This window comes from Serratia sp. 14-2641 (assembly GCF_001692375.1).
GTDB lineage: Bacteria > Pseudomonadota > Gammaproteobacteria > Enterobacterales > Enterobacteriaceae > Chania > Chania fonticola_C.
On the sequence record NZ_LXKR01000001.1, the window covers coordinates 91,417 to 109,200 of the forward strand.

16 protein-coding genes are annotated in these 17,784 nt (G+C 55.5%); 14 read left to right on the top strand and 2 right to left on the bottom strand.

The window, feature by feature from the left end:
• Positions 1-60 precede the first annotated feature (60 nt).
• The 10 genes from A6U95_RS00450 to A6U95_RS00495 all read left to right on the top strand — a co-directional run bounded on the left by A6U95_RS00450 (position 61) and on the right by A6U95_RS00495 (position 9,322).
• Positions 61-798: a heme ABC transporter permease gene (locus A6U95_RS00450; protein ID WP_021178631.1), complete on the top strand. Its 738-nt coding sequence runs from the start codon at positions 61-63 to the stop codon at positions 796-798.
• Positions 795-1,046 carry a heme exporter protein CcmD gene (ccmD, locus tag A6U95_RS00455; protein WP_065683034.1) on the top strand — a complete coding sequence of 84 codons (252 nt, stop codon included), beginning with the start codon at positions 795-797 and terminating at the stop codon, positions 1,044-1,046. The genes A6U95_RS00450 and ccmD overlap by 4 nt, the downstream gene beginning before the upstream one ends.
• Positions 1,043-1,537 (top strand): cytochrome c maturation protein CcmE, encoded by a 495-nt coding sequence (gene ccmE, locus A6U95_RS00460; RefSeq protein WP_024529171.1) that lies wholly within the window; start codon positions 1,043-1,045, stop codon positions 1,535-1,537. Before ccmD ends, ccmE begins: the two co-directional genes overlap by 4 nt.
• The gene (locus A6U95_RS00465; RefSeq protein WP_065683035.1) at positions 1,534-3,504 is read left to right on the top strand and encodes a heme lyase CcmF/NrfE family subunit; all 1,971 of its coding nucleotides are present in this window, start codon (positions 1,534-1,536) and stop codon (positions 3,502-3,504) included. The genes ccmE and A6U95_RS00465 overlap by 4 nt, the downstream gene beginning before the upstream one ends.
• Entirely contained in the window at positions 3,501-4,052 is a 552-nt protein-coding gene (locus A6U95_RS00470) for a DsbE family thiol:disulfide interchange protein (RefSeq protein WP_065683036.1), read from the top strand. The genes A6U95_RS00465 and A6U95_RS00470 overlap by 4 nt, the downstream gene beginning before the upstream one ends.
• Positions 4,049-4,516 carry a cytochrome c-type biogenesis protein gene (locus tag A6U95_RS00475; RefSeq protein WP_065683037.1) on the top strand — a complete coding sequence of 156 codons (468 nt, stop codon included), beginning with the start codon at positions 4,049-4,051 and terminating at the stop codon, positions 4,514-4,516. The genes A6U95_RS00470 and A6U95_RS00475 overlap by 4 nt, the downstream gene beginning before the upstream one ends.
• Positions 4,516-5,730, top strand: a complete 1,215-nt coding sequence (ccmI, locus tag A6U95_RS00480) for a c-type cytochrome biogenesis protein CcmI (protein WP_065683038.1) — start codon at positions 4,516-4,518, stop codon at positions 5,728-5,730. The genes A6U95_RS00475 and ccmI overlap by 1 nt, the downstream gene beginning before the upstream one ends.
• A gap of 34 nt (positions 5,731-5,764) precedes the next feature.
• Entirely contained in the window at positions 5,765-6,526 is a 762-nt protein-coding gene (mlaA, locus tag A6U95_RS00485) for a phospholipid-binding lipoprotein MlaA (protein ID WP_065683039.1), read from the top strand.
• Between the two features lie 330 nt (positions 6,527-6,856).
• Positions 6,857-7,483, top strand: a complete 627-nt coding sequence (locus A6U95_RS00490) for an OB-fold-containig protein (protein WP_065683040.1) — start codon at positions 6,857-6,859, stop codon at positions 7,481-7,483.
• A gap of 51 nt (positions 7,484-7,534) precedes the next feature.
• Positions 7,535-9,322, top strand: coding sequence for a flotillin family protein (locus A6U95_RS00495; RefSeq protein ID WP_083196279.1), 1,788 nt, complete (start codon positions 7,535-7,537; stop codon positions 9,320-9,322).
• 80 nt (positions 9,323-9,402) lie between these two features.
• Here A6U95_RS00495 and fadL read toward each other — a convergent pair whose 3' ends face one another.
• Positions 9,403-10,725: a long-chain fatty acid transporter FadL gene (fadL, locus tag A6U95_RS00500; protein WP_065683041.1), complete on the bottom strand. Its 1,323-nt coding sequence runs from the start codon at positions 10,723-10,725 to the stop codon at positions 9,403-9,405.
• A 407-nt stretch (positions 10,726-11,132) separates the two neighbouring features.
• Here fadL and A6U95_RS00505 point away from each other — a divergent pair, with 407 nt between their 5' ends.
• The 4 genes from A6U95_RS00505 to sixA all read left to right on the top strand — a co-directional run bounded on the left by A6U95_RS00505 (position 11,133) and on the right by sixA (position 15,994).
• Complete coding sequence (locus A6U95_RS00505; RefSeq protein ID WP_021806065.1) at positions 11,133-11,429, top strand: YfcZ/YiiS family protein; 297 nt, start codon at positions 11,133-11,135, stop codon at positions 11,427-11,429.
• Positions 11,430-11,627: 198 nt separating this feature from the next.
• Positions 11,628-12,941: an acetyl-CoA C-acyltransferase FadI gene (fadI, locus tag A6U95_RS00510; protein ID WP_065683042.1), complete on the top strand. Its 1,314-nt coding sequence runs from the start codon at positions 11,628-11,630 to the stop codon at positions 12,939-12,941.
• Positions 12,938-15,106, top strand: a complete 2,169-nt coding sequence (fadJ, locus tag A6U95_RS00515; protein ID WP_065683043.1) for a fatty acid oxidation complex subunit alpha FadJ — start codon at positions 12,938-12,940, stop codon at positions 15,104-15,106. The genes fadI and fadJ overlap by 4 nt, the downstream gene beginning before the upstream one ends.
• Before the next feature lie 405 nt (positions 15,107-15,511).
• Complete coding sequence (gene sixA / locus A6U95_RS00520; RefSeq protein ID WP_065683044.1) at positions 15,512-15,994, top strand: phosphohistidine phosphatase SixA; 483 nt, start codon at positions 15,512-15,514, stop codon at positions 15,992-15,994.
• Positions 15,995-16,050: 56 nt separating this feature from the next.
• Here sixA and A6U95_RS00525 read toward each other — a convergent pair whose 3' ends face one another.
• Entirely contained in the window at positions 16,051-17,712 is a 1,662-nt protein-coding gene (locus tag A6U95_RS00525; RefSeq protein ID WP_065683045.1) for a ShlB/FhaC/HecB family hemolysin secretion/activation protein, read from the bottom strand.
• Positions 17,713-17,784: the final 72 nt, after the last annotated feature.

The window sequence follows — 17,784 nt, forward strand, 5'->3', positions numbered from 1 at the left end:
CGCCGTTCTGCCATCAGGGAGCGGCTACCGAATGATTTCTTACCGTGAGCAATGACGACAATGTGGAAATGGTTACATCAATTTGCCAAGCCGGAACGGCTGTACCATGTCTGTGGCCGCTTTGTCCCCTGGTTGGGGATAGCGGGCGCCATCTGTCTGCTGGTCGGCTGGGTGTGGGGCTTCGGTTTCGCACCTAAAGATTATCAACAGGGTGACAGCTTCCGTATCATGTACATTCATGTTCCGGCGGCCATCTGGTCGATGGGCATTTATGGCTCGATGGCGATAGCGGCGTTTATCGGCCTGGTCTGGCAGATGAAAATGTCCGATACCGTGGTCGCGGCCATGGCTCCGGTCGGCGCGGTGTTCACCTTTATTGCATTGGTCACCGGATCTGCCTGGGGTAAACCGATGTGGGGCACCTGGTGGGTGTGGGACGCACGCCTGACCTCAGAGCTGGTATTGCTGTTCCTTTATATGGGTATCATTGCGCTGTATAACGCTTTCGACGATCGCCGCCTGGCCGGGCGAGCCGCCGGTATTCTGGTGCTGGTGGGGGTGATCAACATTCCGATTATTCACTTCTCGGTCGAATGGTGGAATACCCTCCACCAGGGCTCAACCAATATGCAGCAGAGCATTGCGCCAAGCATGCGTTACCCGCTGCGTTGGGCGATCTTCGGTTACCTGTTGTTCTTTATTACGCTGACCTTGATGCGCTTGCGCAACCTGATCCTTTTCCAGGAACGTCAGCGCCCTTGGGTCGCCGAGTTGGTTAACAAGGAGCGTCAGTCATGAATGCTGCATTCAGTTCCTGGCAGGCGTTTTTCGCCATGGGCGGCTACGCGTTTTACGTTTGGTTGGCCGTGGCCGCAACCCTGCTTTCCCTGCTGGGGCTATTGGTCCACACCCTGTGGCAGCGCAAGCAGCTACTGGCCGAAGTCAGCCGCCAAGCGTCACGTGAACGGCGTATCCGCCAGTCACAACAGTCAAAGCAAGCAGCGGCCACACCGCAGTCTGTTAACTCGCGGGAGAAATCACAGTGAATCCACGTCGTAAAAGCCGCCTCTATCTGGTCATTGTCGTACTGATTGGCGTCGCGCTTACCGCCACGCTGATGCTGTATGCCTTGCGCTCCAATATCGACCTGTTCTACACCCCGAGCGAGATCCTGCAAGGCAAGGGCGAAAAGCATGAAAAGCCGGAGGTGGGCCAGCGCCTGCGTATCGGTGGCATGGTGATGCCTGGCTCGGTCAAACGCGATCAGCAAAGCCTGCAGGTGAGCTTCAAGGTATATGACGCCCGCGGGGCCATCGAAGTAACCTACAACGGGATTTTGCCGGATCTGTTCCGTGAGGGGCAGGGCGTAGTGGCACAAGGCGTGCTGGGGGAAGGTAACGTGGTCAATGCGCGCGAAGTATTGGCCAAACACGATGAAAAATATACGCCACCAGAAGTCGCGGATGCCATGAAAGAGAATCATAAAAGCCCGGCCGCTACCTATAGCAATTCGCCGGACGGGGGCAACAAGTCATGATGCCGGAACTTGGAAGTTTTCTGCTGTGCCTGGCGTTGGCGATTTCGTTGCTGCTGAGCATTTATCCGCAATGGGGAGCGGCGCGTCAGGATACGCGCATGATGGCGGTAGCCCGCCCGTTAACCTATGGCATGTTTATCGCTATCGCCCTGGCATTTGCCTGCCTGGTGTATGCGTTTATTACCAATGACTTTACCGTCTCCTATGTAGCAGCCAACTCCAACACCAAGCTACCGGTGTATTACCGCATTGCGGCAACGTGGGGAGCGCACGAAGGTTCCCTGCTGTTGTGGGTGTTGTTGCTGAGTTGCTGGTCACTGGCGGTTGCCATGTGCAGCCGTGCGATGCCGCAGGATGCCGTGGCGCGTGTGTTATCGGTGATGGGGATGATCACCGCCGGGTTCTTGCTGTTCATCATTATGACCTCCAACCCGTTTACCCGCACCTTGCCGAGTTTCCCGATCGACGGGGGTGACCTTAACCCGCTGTTGCAGGATATCGGGCTGATCTTCCACCCGCCGTTGCTGTATATGGGCTACGTGGGTTTCTCGGTGGCCTTTGCCTTCGCGATTGCCTCACTGATGGCCGGGCGGCTCGATACGGCCTGGGCTCGTTGGTCGCGTCCGTGGACTACGGCGGCCTGGGTCTTCCTGACCATGGGCATCGTGTTGGGGTCAGCGTGGGCTTACTATGAGCTGGGCTGGGGCGGCTGGTGGTTCTGGGACCCGGTAGAAAACGCTTCCTTTATGCCATGGCTGGCCGGTACGGCCTTGATGCACTCGCTGGCGGTCACCGAAAAGCGCGGGACTTTCAAAGCTTGGACGGTGCTGCTGGCGATCACGGCCTTCTCCCTGTGTCTGTTGGGCACCTTCCTGGTGCGTTCCGGCGTGCTGGTTTCCGTTCACTCCTTTGCCTCCGATCCGGCGCGTGGGATGTTTATCCTCGCTTATTTGGTGATCGTGATTGGCGGCTCGCTGTTGCTGTATGCCGTGAAGGGCGGGCAGGTGCGTAGCCGGGTGCAGCATGAAACCTTCTCGCGGGAAACCTTCCTGCTGGGCAATAACGTCTTGCTGATCGCCGCCATGCTGGTGGTGTTGTTGGGGACCTTGTTGCCGTTGGTGCATAAACAGTTGGGGTTGGGCAGTATTTCCATCGGCGAGCCCTTCTTCAACACCATGTTTACCTGGCTGATGGCACCGCTGGCGCTGTTGCTGGGCATCGGGCCGTTGGTGCGCTGGCGTCGTGACGAACCCACCAAGCTCTGGCGTCGCCTGGGTGTGGCGCTGGTGATCACGCTGGTGTTGTCAATTCTGCTGCCTTGGCTGCTGCAAGACAGTATTGTCGGCATGACGGTGGTCGGACTGATCATGGCCATCTGGGTGATTTTGCTGACCCTGATGGAGCTGCATGAGCGAGCCACCCATCGCCACGGTTTCTGGCAGGGGCTCAGGCACCTTTCCCGTAGCCATTGGGGCATGGTGTTAGGCCATCTTGGCGTGGCGGTCACGGTGATCGGGATCGCTTTCAGCCAAAACTACAGCGTTGAGCGTGATGTCCGTATGAAGGCCGGTGATAGCGTGGAAATTCACGACTATCGCTTCATCTTCCGCGACGTTCACGATATCCGCGGTTCAAACTACACCGGCGGCGTCGGGATTATCGATGTCACCCGCAACGGTAAGGCCGAAGCCACCCTGCATGCGGAAAAACGCTACTACAGCGTGGCGCGCAGCATGATGACGGAGGCCGCCATCGACGGTGGCCTGACGCGCGATCTGTACGCCGCGTTAGGTGAAGAGTTAGACGATGGCTCCTGGGCCGTGCGGCTTTACTACAAACCTTTTGTCCGCTGGATCTGGTTCGGTGGGGTGTTTATGGCGCTTGGCGGCGTGTTGTGTATTCTCGATCCGCGCTATCGCATGAGCAAAAAACTCAAACGTGAAGCCAAACAAGGGGAGCAGGCATGAACCGCAAACTGTTATTTATTCCGTTAATCCTGTTCCTGCTGTTAGTGGTGGCCTTGTTGGTACAGCTGACGCGTAACGCCGGTGGGGAAGATCCCACCATGCTGGAGTCTGCGCTGATTGGTAAACCGGTGCCGACCTTCAAGCTTGAATCCTTGGATCATCCGGGTAAAACCTTCGATCAGGCGGTGCTGCGCACTGGCAAACCGATATTGCTGAACGTGTGGGCGACCTGGTGCCCTACTTGCCGGGCGGAGCACGAGTATCTGAATACTCTGGCGGCCAAAGGCATCCGCGTAGTGGGGCTAAACTATAAAGACGATCGCCAGAAGGCGGTGGCGTGGCTCAATCAGTTGGGTAACCCTTATGCGCTGAGCCTGTACGACGGCGACGGCATGCTGGGGCTGGATCTCGGCGTGTATGGCGCACCGGAGACCTTCCTGATCGACGGTGAAGGCATAATCCGCTATCGCCACGCCGGGGACATGAACGAGCGTGTCTGGCAGCAGGAAGTGTTACCGCTGTACCGTAAATATGGGGGCGACGCATGAGGCTGATAACCTTACTGGTGGCGGCATTGCTGAGCTGGAGTGCCGCTGCGGCCATTGACACCTACAAATTCAATTCGGTGGAGCAGGAGCAGCAATACCGCGAGTTGACAGAACAACTGCGCTGCCCTAAATGCCAGAACAACAGCATTGCCGATTCCAACGCCATCATCGCGGCAGATATGCGCACCAAGGTGTATGAGCTGATGATGCAGGGGCAAGACAAGCAGCAGGTCATCGACTATATGGTGGCGCGCTACGGTAATTTTGTGACCTATGAACCCCCGGTGACGCCAGCAACCTTGATCTTGTGGGTCGGGCCGCTGCTGTTTGTGCTGATTGGTGGGGCGGTGGTGATTCTGCGGACCCGTCAACGTCGGGTGGGCGTAGTCAACGAGGAATTCTCCGAGCAGGAGCAGCAGCGTCTTGCGGCGTTGTTGAAAGAGACTGACAGGAAGAAACCCTAATGGCTTTTTGGCTGATAATTATAGTGCTGTTGGTCGGTGCGAGCGCGTTGCTGGTCGTGCCTGCGATGCGCCAAGGCAAAGAAAGTACGGCGGCCAGCCGCGATACGTTCAACAAGGCGTTCTACCAGGATCGCCTTGACGAGCTGGCGCAAGATGAAGATCAAGGGGTGGTTACGGAACGCCCTGAACTGGTCAAAGAGCTGCAACAGAACTTGCTGAACGATATTCCTGGGCAACCGGATGAACAGCCTGCACGGCCTATCAATCGTTGGGCTTTAGTGCCTGGCGTGATGGTGCTGGTGGTGGTATCGGTTGGCTTTTATCTGAAAACTGGCGGTTTGGCTCAGGTTACGGCCTGGCATCAGGTAGAATCCCAAATGCCGGAACTGCGTGCGCGGGTGGCCAATGAGCGTGCCCAACCGCTGAGCATGGAGGAGATCGCCCGTCTTGGCTTGGGTTTACGCACCTCATTGCAGGACGATGACAGGAATCTGAACGACTGGATGATGCTTGGCCGTGTCGGGATGGCGTTGAATAATGCCACCACCGCGACCCAGGCCTTTGCTCATGCTTACAGCCTGGATCCGAGCAATATGGACGTGCGCCTGGGCTATGCCGAAGTGCTGACGCGCTCTGGCGATCCGGAAGACAACAAGCAGGCCACCGCGATGCTGCGCACCATGGTGGCAGAAGATCACACCAACGTGCGCGTACTGAGCCTGCTGGCGTTCAACTCCTTTGAACAGGGCGATTACCAACAGGCGATCGGTGCCTGGCAGGTAATGTTGAAACTGTTACCAGCCGATGACCAGCGTGTTGCAGTGATAAAGCGCAGCATTGAGCAAGCAAAAGTTCAGGTGGGCGCAGAAACTGTTAAACTCTCCGTCACTGTCACGCTGTCGCCAGAGGCGGCAAAAACATTACCACAACAAGGAACGCTGATCGTTTCGGTTACCGACGGAACCAACCCGGTGCCGGTAGCGGTCAAGCAATTGCCACTTAGTCGTTTCCCGCTATCATTCACATTGGATGACAGCAACGCCATGATGCCTGAGCGTCTGCTTTCGGCTCAGCAGAAGGTGAAGGTGCATGTCAGGCTGTCACAGGATGGTCTGGCAACGCCGCAGGCGGGCGACTGGTTTGGCGATAGTACGCTGCAAGCCTATAGCGGCAAGGAGCAGGTCAGCGTTCAGATTGATAAACAGGTTCCCTGATAAAAAGAATCCAAGGGTTTTCATGGAGATAAATATGAACTTTCGCCTGACTGGGCTGGCTTTCGCAACGGTGTTATTGGTAGGCTGTGCCAGCTCGCCTGGTGACGATCCGCAAGGGCGTTCCGACCCTCTTGAAGGGTTTAACCGGGCGATGTTTAACTTCAACTATAACGTGATGGATCCCTACGTGCTGCGCCCGGTCGCGGTGGTATGGCGCGATTACGTCCCGACGCCTGCGCGTAATGGCTTGAGCAACTTTACTTCCAACCTGGAAGAGCCAGCCAGCATGGTGAACGAATTTCTGCGTGGTAACCCTTATCAGGGCATGAAGCACTTTAACCGTTTCTTCCTCAACACCCTGTTGGGGATGGGCGGGTTGATCGACGTGGCCAGTATGGCTAACCCGAAACTGGCGCGTGAAGAACCACGCCGCTTCGGTGGCACCTTGGGGAACTACGGCGTAGGTTACGGCCCGTATGTCCACTTACCGGTCTATGGCAGCTTCACTATCCGTGAAGACGGTGGCGACTGGGCAGATAGCGTTTATCCGGTGCTGAGTTATCTCACCTTCTGGATGTCGGCGGGTAAATGGGTAGTGGAAGGGGTTGAAACCCGTGCTCAATTGCTGGATTCCGATGGGTTGCTGCGCAACTCTTCCGATCCTTATGTGATGGTGCGTGACGCCTATTTCCAACGGCATGACTTCCTGGCGAATGGCGGGGTGCTCAAGCCGCAGGAAAATCCGAATGCCAAGGCTATCCAGGGCGATCTGGACGAGATCGACTCTGCCAACTAAGGATTAGGTTTTTTTCAACTTATCCTGTGGTGAATAGCGTTTGAAAAAGGATCCCGGAAGTCTAGGGATCCTTTTTTATTTATGTAAATGATAATCATTTTTATTGATGATTTTCTGGGATGGCGGGGCAGTAAATGCTAAAATCTGCGCCAGGCGACTGCCGCTGGTTACATGGAAGGCAGAGCCCGTGGCTTGGGAACCGGCTTGTGTGGAACAAGGAGCGTTTATAGCGGATTGCAGCATCACCTTTTACCGCGTTTTGTACCCTCTTTCCTGCCTGTTTTCTGTTGCCGCGATATTTTCGCTTTGATGCGCACGGAGAACGCCAATATGGACCTACTTTCTTCAGGTAATGCCCCTTTCTTGATCGCCCTGCTCCTGCTGCTGTTTATCGGCGTGCTGGAAACGCTGGCGGTGTTTCTCGGTGCTTCCCTTTCCAGCCATTTCGACGCGGCTATAGACTCCCATCCGGATATTACTCTGGGTGAGAACGTTTTCGCCCAGGGTCTGAGCTGGCTGCATATCGGGCGCTTGCCGCTGCTGGTCATCATCGTGCTGTTTCTCGGCGGTTTTTCACTGAGTGGCCTGATACTGCAATGGTTGGCAGGCGGTGAACTACCGGTGTGGCTGGCGGTGATCGTTGCCTTTATTGTCGCTGTATTCAGCGTGCGCTGGTGTGGCCGCGGCATTGCTCGCTACTTGCCACGTGACGAAAGCAGCGCCGTTTCCACGGACAGCTTTATCGGCCGCATGGCAATTATGACCGGCGCAACGGCCACGGCTGGCTCCCCGGCAGAAGCCAGGTTGACGGATGAGCACGGGCGTACCCATTACATTTTGATCGAACCGGATGAGGCGGACGTCGCCTTTGTGCGTGGAGCCAAGGTGTTGGTGACGGCGCGCATCTCCGGGTCCCGCTTCAGCGGCAGTGCCAATCCTTGGCCGGATCTGCTGTGAACGCGGTTTTAACGGAATTATTTTGATAATACTGATGGAGAGGTAGCCCTAGTGATAATTAGTGATGGTCTTACGTTTTGGGGTTCGATTGCGGGTGGCATCTTTGTTGTCCTCCTGATTATTGGACTGATTTTTTCACGCCTGTATCGCCGTGCCTCGGCGGAACAGTCGTTGGTACGTACCGGTCTGGGCGGTCTCAAGGTCGTGCTGAGCGGTGGTGCCATCTCCCTGCCGGTGTTTCATGAGATTGTTGAAATCAACATGAAGACCCTGAAGCTGGAGGTCAGCCGTGCCATGCACGACAGCCTGATCACCAAGGACAGAATGCGTGTGGACGTGGTAGTGGCATTTTTTGTCCGCGTGCAACCGACCATTGAAGGGATCTCCACCGCAGCACAGACTTTGGGCCAGCGTACGCTGTCACCGGAAGATCTGCGCCAACTGGTGGAAGACAAGTTTGTCGACGCCTTACGCTCCACCGCAGCTCAGATGACCATGCAAGATCTGCAAGATACGCGCGAAAACTTCGTGCAAGGCGTGCAGAGCACGGTATCTGAAGATCTGGCGAAAAACGGCCTGGAGCTGGAAAGCGTGTCGCTGACCAACTTTAACCAGACCTCGAAAGAGTATTTCGACCCTAACAACGCCTTCGATGCCGAAGGTCTGACCAAGCTGACGCAGGAAACCGAACGCCGTCGCCGCGAGCGTAACGAAGTTGAGCAAGACGTGGAGGTCGCAGTACGCGAGAAAAACCGCGATGCCATGTCACGCAAGCTGGAGATCGAGCAGCAGGAAGCCTTCATGTCGCTTGAGCAGGAGCAGCAGGTCAAGACCCGCAGCGCAGAGCAAAGCTCCCGGATCGCCACCTTTGAAGCGGAACGCCGCCGCGAGGCCGAACAGAGCCGTATCTCCGCCGAGCGCCAGATTCAGGAGGCGGAAATCGAGCGTGAGCAGGCGGTACGGACCCGTAAGGTAGAGGCCGACCGTGAAATCCGTGTTAAAGAGATCGAGCAGAATAAAGTCACCGAAATGGCCGCCATCGAGCAGAAAAAAGTGACGGAAATCGCCGAACAGGATAAGGCCATCGCCATTGCTGCCAAGTCTGAGCAGCAGTCCCAGGCTCAGGCGCGCGCCAATGACGCGTTGACCGAAGCGGTGAAAGCGGAGCAAAACGTGGAAACCACGCGCCAAACCGCTGAAGCCGATCGTGCCAAACAGGTCGCTCTGATCGAAGCCCGTCAAGGGGCGGAAACCGAAGCGATGCAACTGACGCTGAAAGCCCGTGCGGAGAAAGAGGCCGCTGAACTGCAGGCCGCTGCCATCATCGAACTGGCTGAGGCCGCGCGTAAGAAAGGCTTGGCAGAGGCGGAAACCCAGCGCGCGTTGAACGAAGCGGTCAACATGCTTTCCAGCGATCAGACCAGCCTGAAGTTCAAACTGGCGCTGCTGCAGGCACTGCCAGCGATCATCGAGAAGTCCGTTGAGCCGATGAAGGCCATCGACAGCATCAAGATCCTCCAGGTTGATGGGTTGAACCGTTCTGGCGGTGCCGCAGGTGCGACGGCGGCTTCGGTCGGTGGCGGCAACTTGGCCGAGCAGGCGATGTCTGCCGCTCTTGCCTATCGCACGCACGCCCCGGTTATCGATTCCCTGCTACAGGAAATCGGTATCAGCGGCGGTTCATTGCAGGCGTTGACCGCTGCTTTACCGCAGGCACAGCCACTTGCTCCGTTGGCGGAGCCTGACGCTGTTGTCGTGCAGGAAGAGATTGCGGAACAAAAACCGGAGTCGTATGCACCGTCAACGGAGCACAGTATCACGGCGGTAAACCTTTCCTGAGTTAAGGCTGGATGGGGTTAACACAATAGAAAACGGCGGGGTAATCCCGCCGTTTTTACGTTTCTGTTTAGGAAAACAGATTAGAAACGGTAGTTGAAGCCAGCACCGTACAACCAGGCTGAACCCTTCGATTCGAAGGTGTATGGGCCTTCTTTGATGGTGACTTTCTGGCCGTGCATGTAGGACACACCGACGTCGACAGAAGCGTCTTTATTGAACGCGTAAGTGGTACCGGCGCTGATCCAGGCGCGATCCTGATCCGGAATCGAAATAGAGCGGTTTTGTGCTGGGACCGGGCTATCGTCGAAGGCGATACCGCCACGGAAGGTCCAGTTATCGTCGTAGAAGTAGGTAGTACCCAGCGCGATACGGTAAGCGTCACGGAAGCCTTCATGCTTCTGGAACAGGGTGTTGCCGTTGCTGTCGGTCGCTTTCAGCTCCTGGAACTGGCTCCAGCTGGTGTAGGCCATGCTGTAGTGGATCGCCCACTGCGGTGCCACTTTGTTATACCCGGAAACTTCCCACATTTCTGGCAGATTCAGGGTCAGAGAACCTGGGACGTTGTTGCCGTCTGTTCCCATTGGCAGGCCGAGTTTTCCGAGCAGAGGATTAAAGGCTGAAGGCAGGCTGCTTCTGTAGTCACCGTCAAAGTCGATTTTCACTTCAGAACGGTAGGTAAAGCCGTAGCGGTTGTTTTCATCCACTTCATACAGCACGCCTGCGTTCCAGCCATAGCCCCATTTATTGCCTTCCAGATGAGAAATCTGGGTATCAGCAGGGATTTGAGCTACCTGGCCAGCCAGCGCCGGAGGCAGTTGTCCTGAACCTGCGATCAACAGCGGTAAATCACCGGCGTAGCGATCGATTTTGGCTTTGGCATACACCGCATCAAAGCCCAGACCGAAGCTGAAGTGTTGGTTCAGACGGTAAGCGGCGCTCAGGTTGATATTGGCGGTGGTCAGGTCTGTAGTCCCGCCGACGGAGCCAGCGGTGTAGCCTTCGTTGTATTCGGTAGCCAGGCCATAGTTACTGGTCACGGAAGCGCCGACGGCCCATTGGTCATTCAGCGGTTGAATGTAGTGCAGGTTGGGTACCCAGGCGGTCGGGGCAATGTTCTTCGCATCCAGGCTGCGGCCTGAAGGTGAGGTGCCGGTAATGTTAACGTCTGGGTCAATAAAAACGGCGCCCGCAGTGAGAGAAGGGCGGTCAAACATCATCATGGTTGCCGGGTTACGACTTGCCGAGGCAGCGGTATCCGCCATTGCGCCTTCGCCAGAATAGGCTCGCCCTAAACCAGCCGCCGAAAATTCGTTCAGCTGGAATCCTGCGGCATACACGTTCGAAGAAATAATTGCCACTGCAGCTGCGAGAGCTGATTTAGTGAATAGGTTTTTCTGGCTCATGACCAAAACCTCATTTTATGTGTTTATTATTTAAACAATGTTACACAAAGTAACATGGAGCGCGCGATTGTAGGGTCCGTTATCAATCTGACAAATCAGACCAGTGGCTGAATTATAGGTCCGACCTGTTAAGATGTTGCAAGTTTGTTTTTGAAATATTTCCAAATTGATATCAGAAAAGAGATCCACATAACAAAAAATGACCTGCACATAACAAAACTCTTATGTTTTTTTACCGCAGGGCGATTTAGTTATGTGATTTCCGTCACTTAAAATGCTTACAAAAAGTAAGGCTAGTGATTGGCAAGCCCGAGGAGTAAAATGAACACAGAATTTTGTTTATTTGCGCCAGATCATAAATGGCTATTTGGGCGAGCGTAACTGCGGCCCGTGAGGAGATTTCAACTATGTCAGATGCAATCAATAAATGTAACGCTCAGGAAACTGCGGCCTGCTGCTGTGTCGATGTCGGAACCGTGATGGATAACACCGATTGCACCGCTTCCTACAGCCGAGTGTTTGCCAATCAGCAAGATGCAGAGCAAACGCTGGCAGCACTGACTGAAAAGGCGCGCGGCGTGGAGTCCGATCCTTGTGACATCAGCAGTAGCATTAAACCGGTTGACGGCGGCGTGCAATTGGATGTGGATTTCACCTTCTCCTGCCAGGCAGAAACCATGATCTTCCAGCTCGGCCTGCGTTAATCCCGACCCGATCCCGTAGGGGCGTAATATCCGCCCCTGCTGGTATCCGCACCGCTTTACCCCCTACCAGAAAGTTGCTCCCGCTCTCAGTTTTCACTTCTGCCGGTTTGCCAAATGTAAACATTTGGTTAACAATGACCTCATCAGGTCAGACCTCTTTTTGTCCGTTGTGTTGACGGCCTCTCTTCAGGAGCGTTTATGAGTAAGGCATTGCCGCTGGTTACCCGTCTCGGCGACCGTATCGCCATTGTTCAAGGGCTGCGTACCCCTTTCGCCAAGCAGGCTACCGCTTATCACGGTATACCTGCGGTCGATCTTGGCAAGACTGCGGTGAGCGAGCTGCTGGCGCGTAGCGGCATCGATCCCGCCCTGATTGAGCAACTGGTATTTGGCCAGGTGGTGCAAATGCCTGAAGCGCCTAACATTGCGCGGGAAATTGTGCTTGGCACCGGCATGAGTGTGCACACCGATGCCTATAGCGTTTCACGTGCCTGTGCCACCAGCTTCCAGGCGATTGCCAACGTGGCGGAAAGTATCATGGCTGGCAGCATCAGTGTTGGCATTGCCGGTGGGGCGGATTCTTCCTCCGTGCTGCCGATTGGTGTTAGCAAGGCGCTTGCCCGCACGCTGGTGGACGTCAACAAGGCCCGCACGTTATCGCAGCGTTTGAAACTGTTCAGTAAACTTAAGTTCCGCGATCTGATGCCGGTACCGCCCGCCGTGGCGGAATACTCTACCGGCCTGCGCATGGGGGATACCGCCGAGCAAATGGCGAAAACCCACGGCATTACTCGCGAGCAGCAGGATGCCTTGGCACACCGCTCGCATCAACTGGCCGCCAAAGCCTGGGAGCAGGGGCTGTTGCGCGATGAAGTGATGACCGCCTACGTGCCGCCGTATAAAACCCCGCTGGCCGAAGATAACAACGTCCGCAAAGATTCCAGCCTGGAGTCTTATGCCCGTTTGAAACCGGCATTCGATCGCCGCCACGGTACCGTCACTGCCGCCAACAGTACGCCACTGACCGATGGTGCGGCAGCGGTGCTGATGATGAGCGAGTCCCGTGCGAAAGAACTTGGCCTGGAGCCTCTAGGCTACCTTTGCAGCTTCGCCTTTGCCGCCATTGATGTCTGGGAGGATATGTTGCTCGGTCCTTCCTATGCCACCCCGTTGGCGCTGGATCGTGCCGGTATTACCCTGGCTGACCTGACCCTGATCGATATGCACGAAGCTTTTGCGGCGCAAACGCTGGCCAACCTGAAAATGTTCGCCAGCACCGAGTTTGCCCAACAGAAGCTGGGGCGTGAGCAGGCGATCGGTGAGGTGGATATGGAAAAATTCAACGTGTTGGGCGGCTCCATCGCTTACGGCCACCCGTTTGCCGCTACTGGCGCACGCATGATCACCCAGACGCTGCACGAGCTTAAACGGCGCGGTGGCGGTCTGGGGCTGGCCACCGCTTGTGCGGCTGGGGGATTAGGTGCGGCGATGATCGTGGAGGTGGACAAATGAGTTTCGAAAACGCATTGCACGAACAGCGTGCCAAGCCTTCGGCATTTCATCTGACCTTGCGCCCGGACAATATTGGCGTGATCACCATCGATGTGCCGGGGGAGAAGGTCAATACGCTGAAGGCGGAGTTTGTTGAGCAGATCAACGACGTGCTGCTCAAGGCACAGCAGCTTGCCACCTTGGAAGGCTTGGTGATCCTGTCCGGCAAGCCAGATTCCTTTATTGCCGGTGCAGATATCACCATGATCGCCGCGTGCCATACGGCCCAAGAGGCACAAACGCTGGCGAAGAAGGGGCAGAGCACGCTGGCACAGATTGCCGCGTTCCCGGTGCCGGTGGTTGCCGCCATTCATGGTGCTTGCCTTGGGGGCGGGCTGGAGTTGGCTTTGGCCTGCCATAGCCGCGTCTGCTCGCTGGATGACAAAACGGCGCTCGGCCTGCCGGAAGTCCAGTTGGGTTTGCTGCCTGGCTCTGGTGGCACCCAGCGCTTACCCCGCCTGATTGGTGCCAGCAAAGCGTTGGATATGATGCTGACGGGCAGACACGTTCGCGCGCGTCAGGCGCTGCGTATGGGCCTGGTGGATGAGGCCGTACCGCAATCCATTCTGCTGCAAACCGCTATCGAGCGTGTAAAACAGGGGTGGAAATCGCGCCGTGCGTTACCGTGGCAGGAACGCCTGCTCAACGGTCCGTTGGGCAGAAGCCTGCTGTTCAGCATCGTGCGCAAGAAGACCCTGGAGAAAACTCACGGTAACTACCCGGCAGCGGAGCGTATTATTAAGGTGGTGCGCACCGGTCTGGATCAGGGCAGTGCCAGCGGCTATGAAGCGGAAGCGCGTGCCTTTGGTGAGCTGGCGATGTCGCCACAGTCTGCCGCATTACGCAGCCTGTTTTTTGCCTCTACGGCGTTGAAAAAAGAGCGCGGCGGGGATGCTCAGCCCCATGAATTACAGCGCGTCGGTGTACTTGGCGGTGGTTTGATGGGCGGCGGTATCGCCTGCGTCACGGCGACTCGTGGTGGGCTACCGGTGCGCATTAAAGACGTGAATGAGCAGGGGATCAACCATGCGTTGAAATACACTTGGGATCTGTTGGGCAAGCGGGTACGCAGCAAACGCATGCGTCCGGCAGAGCGTCAGAAACAGATGATGCTGATTTCAGGTAGCACCGATTACAGCGGTTTTGAGCGGGTCGACATCGTGGTAGAGGCGGTATTTGAAGATATCGCGCTCAAGCAGCAGATGGTGGCCGATATTGAACAGTATGCCGCGCCGCATACTGTATTTGCCTCCAACACCTCATCATTGCCGATAGGCCAAATCGCGGCGCAGGCGGCCAGGCCGCAGCAGGTTATTGGTCTGCACTACTTTAGCCCGGTGGATAAAATGCCGTTGGTCGAAGTGATCCCACATGCCACTACCAGCGAACAAACCATTGCCACTACCGTTGCCCTGGCCCACAAGCAGGGGAAAACGGCGATCGTGGTCGCCGATCGCGCTGGTTTTTACGTGAACCGTATTCTCGCCCCTTATATTAATGAGGCGGCGCGTTGCCTGCTGGAAGGCGAACCGATCGAATCGGTGGATAAGGCTTTGGTCGATTTTGGTTTCCCGGTGGGCCCCATCATGCTGTTGGATGAAGTGGGTATCGATGTCGGCACCAAGATTATCCCGATCCTGACGGCGGAACTGGGGCCACGCTTTGCGGCTCCAGCGGCGTTCGACGCGGTGCTGAAGGATGGCCGCAAAGGGCGCAAAAATGGCCGTGGTTTTTATCTGTACCCGGCTGAGGGTAGTAGGTCACGCCAGAAGCACAAGAGCGCAGACAGCAGCATCTATCCACTGCTGGGTATCACCGCCAAGGCGCATATTCAACATGCGGTGATCGCCCAACGGTGTGTGATGATGATGCTCAACGAGGCGGCGCGTTGCCTGGATGAGGGCGTGGTCCGCAGCGCACGCGACGGTGATATCGGCGCGGTGTTTGGCATTGGTTTCCCGCCGTTCCTTGGCGGCCCGTTCCGCTATATGGATGAGCTAGGCGCGGAGAAAGTGGTAAAAACCCTGCGTTATCTGCAACAGCAGTACGGTGAATATTTTGCTCCTTGTGAACGCCTGCAGCGCATGGCTGAGCAGGGGGAACGCTTCTATCCGCAAGGCAGTTAACCAGCATGGCGGCCCGGTTTGCGCTACAGTTTGATCAGGGCCGCACTGTGATCGCCATCACTCCTTGCAATTAGGGCAATCCCGGAAGCTGTACAGGGAGATTGGGGAGGGGTAACGTAGCGTTTTGGTGGGTGGCTCACTCAGCGCTACCAAAATTTCATAGCAACAAGGTTAAAATTTAACCCGTTGAATTGGTTGTTATGTCAGCGATGAATTTGTGTAAGGGCGCAAATGTTGTAAAAAACAGCGTTTTCTTTACGCGAACTTTCAGGCAAAATGCCCGGCCGCCATAGAGAGACGGCGCGTTATCGTTTGAAGCAGGCCTGTGTTCTTGAGTGCAACTCGGCGATACAGCACGCTCGGCGTTTCTGTATAGCGTTATTTTGTCAACAACAGCGGTGCAATATGCAAGTTTTGATTATGCGTCACGGAGAGGCGGCACTCGATGCAGCCAGCGATTCGGTAAGGCCTCTTACCGTTTGTGGCCGTGATGAGTCACGTCAGATGGCGGCCTGGTTGAATACCAAGTCTGTGGATATTGAACGAGTGCTGGTCAGCCCCTATTTGCGGGCCGAGCAGACGCTGGAAACGGTACGCGAAGCGTTAACGCTGCCGGAAGGTGAAGAAGTGCTGCCGGAGCTGACTCCTGGGGGCGACGCTGGGCTGGTGAGCTGTTATTTACAGGCGCTGGCAAAAGAGGGCATCGGTGCGGTGTTAGTGGTTTCCCATCTACCGCTGGTGGGTTATCTGGTGGCCGAGCTGTGCCCTGGAGAATGCCCGCCAATGTTTGCGACTTCCGCCATTGCTAATGTCGAGCTGTCTGAGGATGGCAGCGTCGGCAAGTTTGAATGGCAGGTCAGCCCGTCACAGGTGATGGCCAAGGTCTGAGCTTGTTCTCACCATCAAAGGGCGATGATAAACATCGCCCTTTGTCATTAACGTCTTCAAAATTGCCACTGTAACGTAAAGCCGAGGTTGACCGGGCTGGTGGTGAAATTATCAGGCTTGGAGAGCGGCACCCCAACGAAGGCGTCATAACCGACCGCTTTTACCTTTCCTCGAACACCGGCAACGCTACCAAGCAGGTGGCCATCGGCAAAGTCGTGACTACCGTCTCCTTTCACCCGGCCATAATCCATACCCAGGTATAATTGCTGCCCCAGTTTTGGCAGGTTCAGGTTCAGGTCATTGCGCAGGGAGTAGCCCTTGTTGGCCATCATATTCATTTCACCGTCAAAACCACGTACGGTCCAGCGGTTACCGATACTGAATTGATCCTGAGTGGTCAGGCGATCCGGACTGTATTGCTGGCGAAAGCGGGATTGATAACTCATTGAGAGATCTTGCACGGTAAATGGCGTATAGGTGCTGATATCCAGGTTGACGATACGGCTTGACGGAGCGCTGTCCACCGGTCTTTCGGCACCAAACCAGGCGGTATCACGCTGATAGCTCAACATGGCATCGACAATGGACTGGCCGACGTAGTGGCGGTGATTGAACTCAATGCTCCAGTTGGCCATATTACGCTGTTGTAACTGCAGCTCCGTATCGTTCAGATAAAAATGCGAGTTACGCTTGAGGACTTGAAAGCTGAGCGTGTTTTTTTGGCTCGCGTTACGATACAACAGGCGATTAACTTTTAAGCTAAGGTTGCGATACTTGCCGCGGTAGGAAAAATCGGTATAGATGCCATGGATATTTTGTACATATTCGCTGCGGCCAGCATATAAGTCCAATGACCAGAAGCCGTAGGGCACCGAGTAGTACAACGAGCCATTATTAGAATGACGGCTCGATTGGAACTGCAAATCACGACCGGCAGAAACGTAGAACAGATCGTTCATCGAGGTCGGGTTATCAATATATAAAGCCATACCGCTTTGATAGCGGCCGGTTTGTTTACTGCCTGAGTCATCCAGCCAACCGCCCAAACGCCAGAATGAGGGTTGTTCACGCGTTATTTCCAGGTCGGATTCACCCGCCTTACTGCCTGGGTGGAGTGAAATGTTGGCAACAACATCAGGAATGCGTTGCATGTTTTCCAACCCCTGCTCAATCGCACGCAGATCCAGCAGATCCCCTTGGCTGCCAGGAAATGTGGTGTGCAAGTTGACGTACTTATCGCTGTCATCGGTTAGCCTGACGTTGCCAATGGTGCCTGGCAGGATATCCAGAGTGAGAAGCCCTTGCGTCAAATTTTGCTGTGGGATCATTACCCTGGTAGTGATATAGCCATGTCCAATCAGGCCATTTTGTAAGGCAGTCGCGAGTGTTTTCACCCCCTGGATCCCCAAACAGCGGCCTTGTGCCTGTTCTGTCAGTTTGCGCAAGGGTATCCAATGAGGGATCTTGTCGTCCTTATTCAGTTCAACCTGTTGAATGGTAAAGCAGGGTTGTTCTTCGGGAAAGTCAATGTGGGTGCTTAGTCCAACGTTACCAGCGGAGCGCACGTCTTTTCCTACGGTTTCCAATTGGTTATAGCGTGCTTTTTCCTGTTCCTGCTGGTGGCTCATTTGCTGCTCAATAAATTGGCCATTTTCCGCTGCCTGAACCAGTGGAGTGAGAATAAGCAATAGCCAAGCATTGGGAGAGCGAAAACGCATGTTAACTTCCTTATTAATATGATTTTTCTTTAATCGGTTGCAGTGTGAAGATAGGCAGGAGTGAAAAACAGC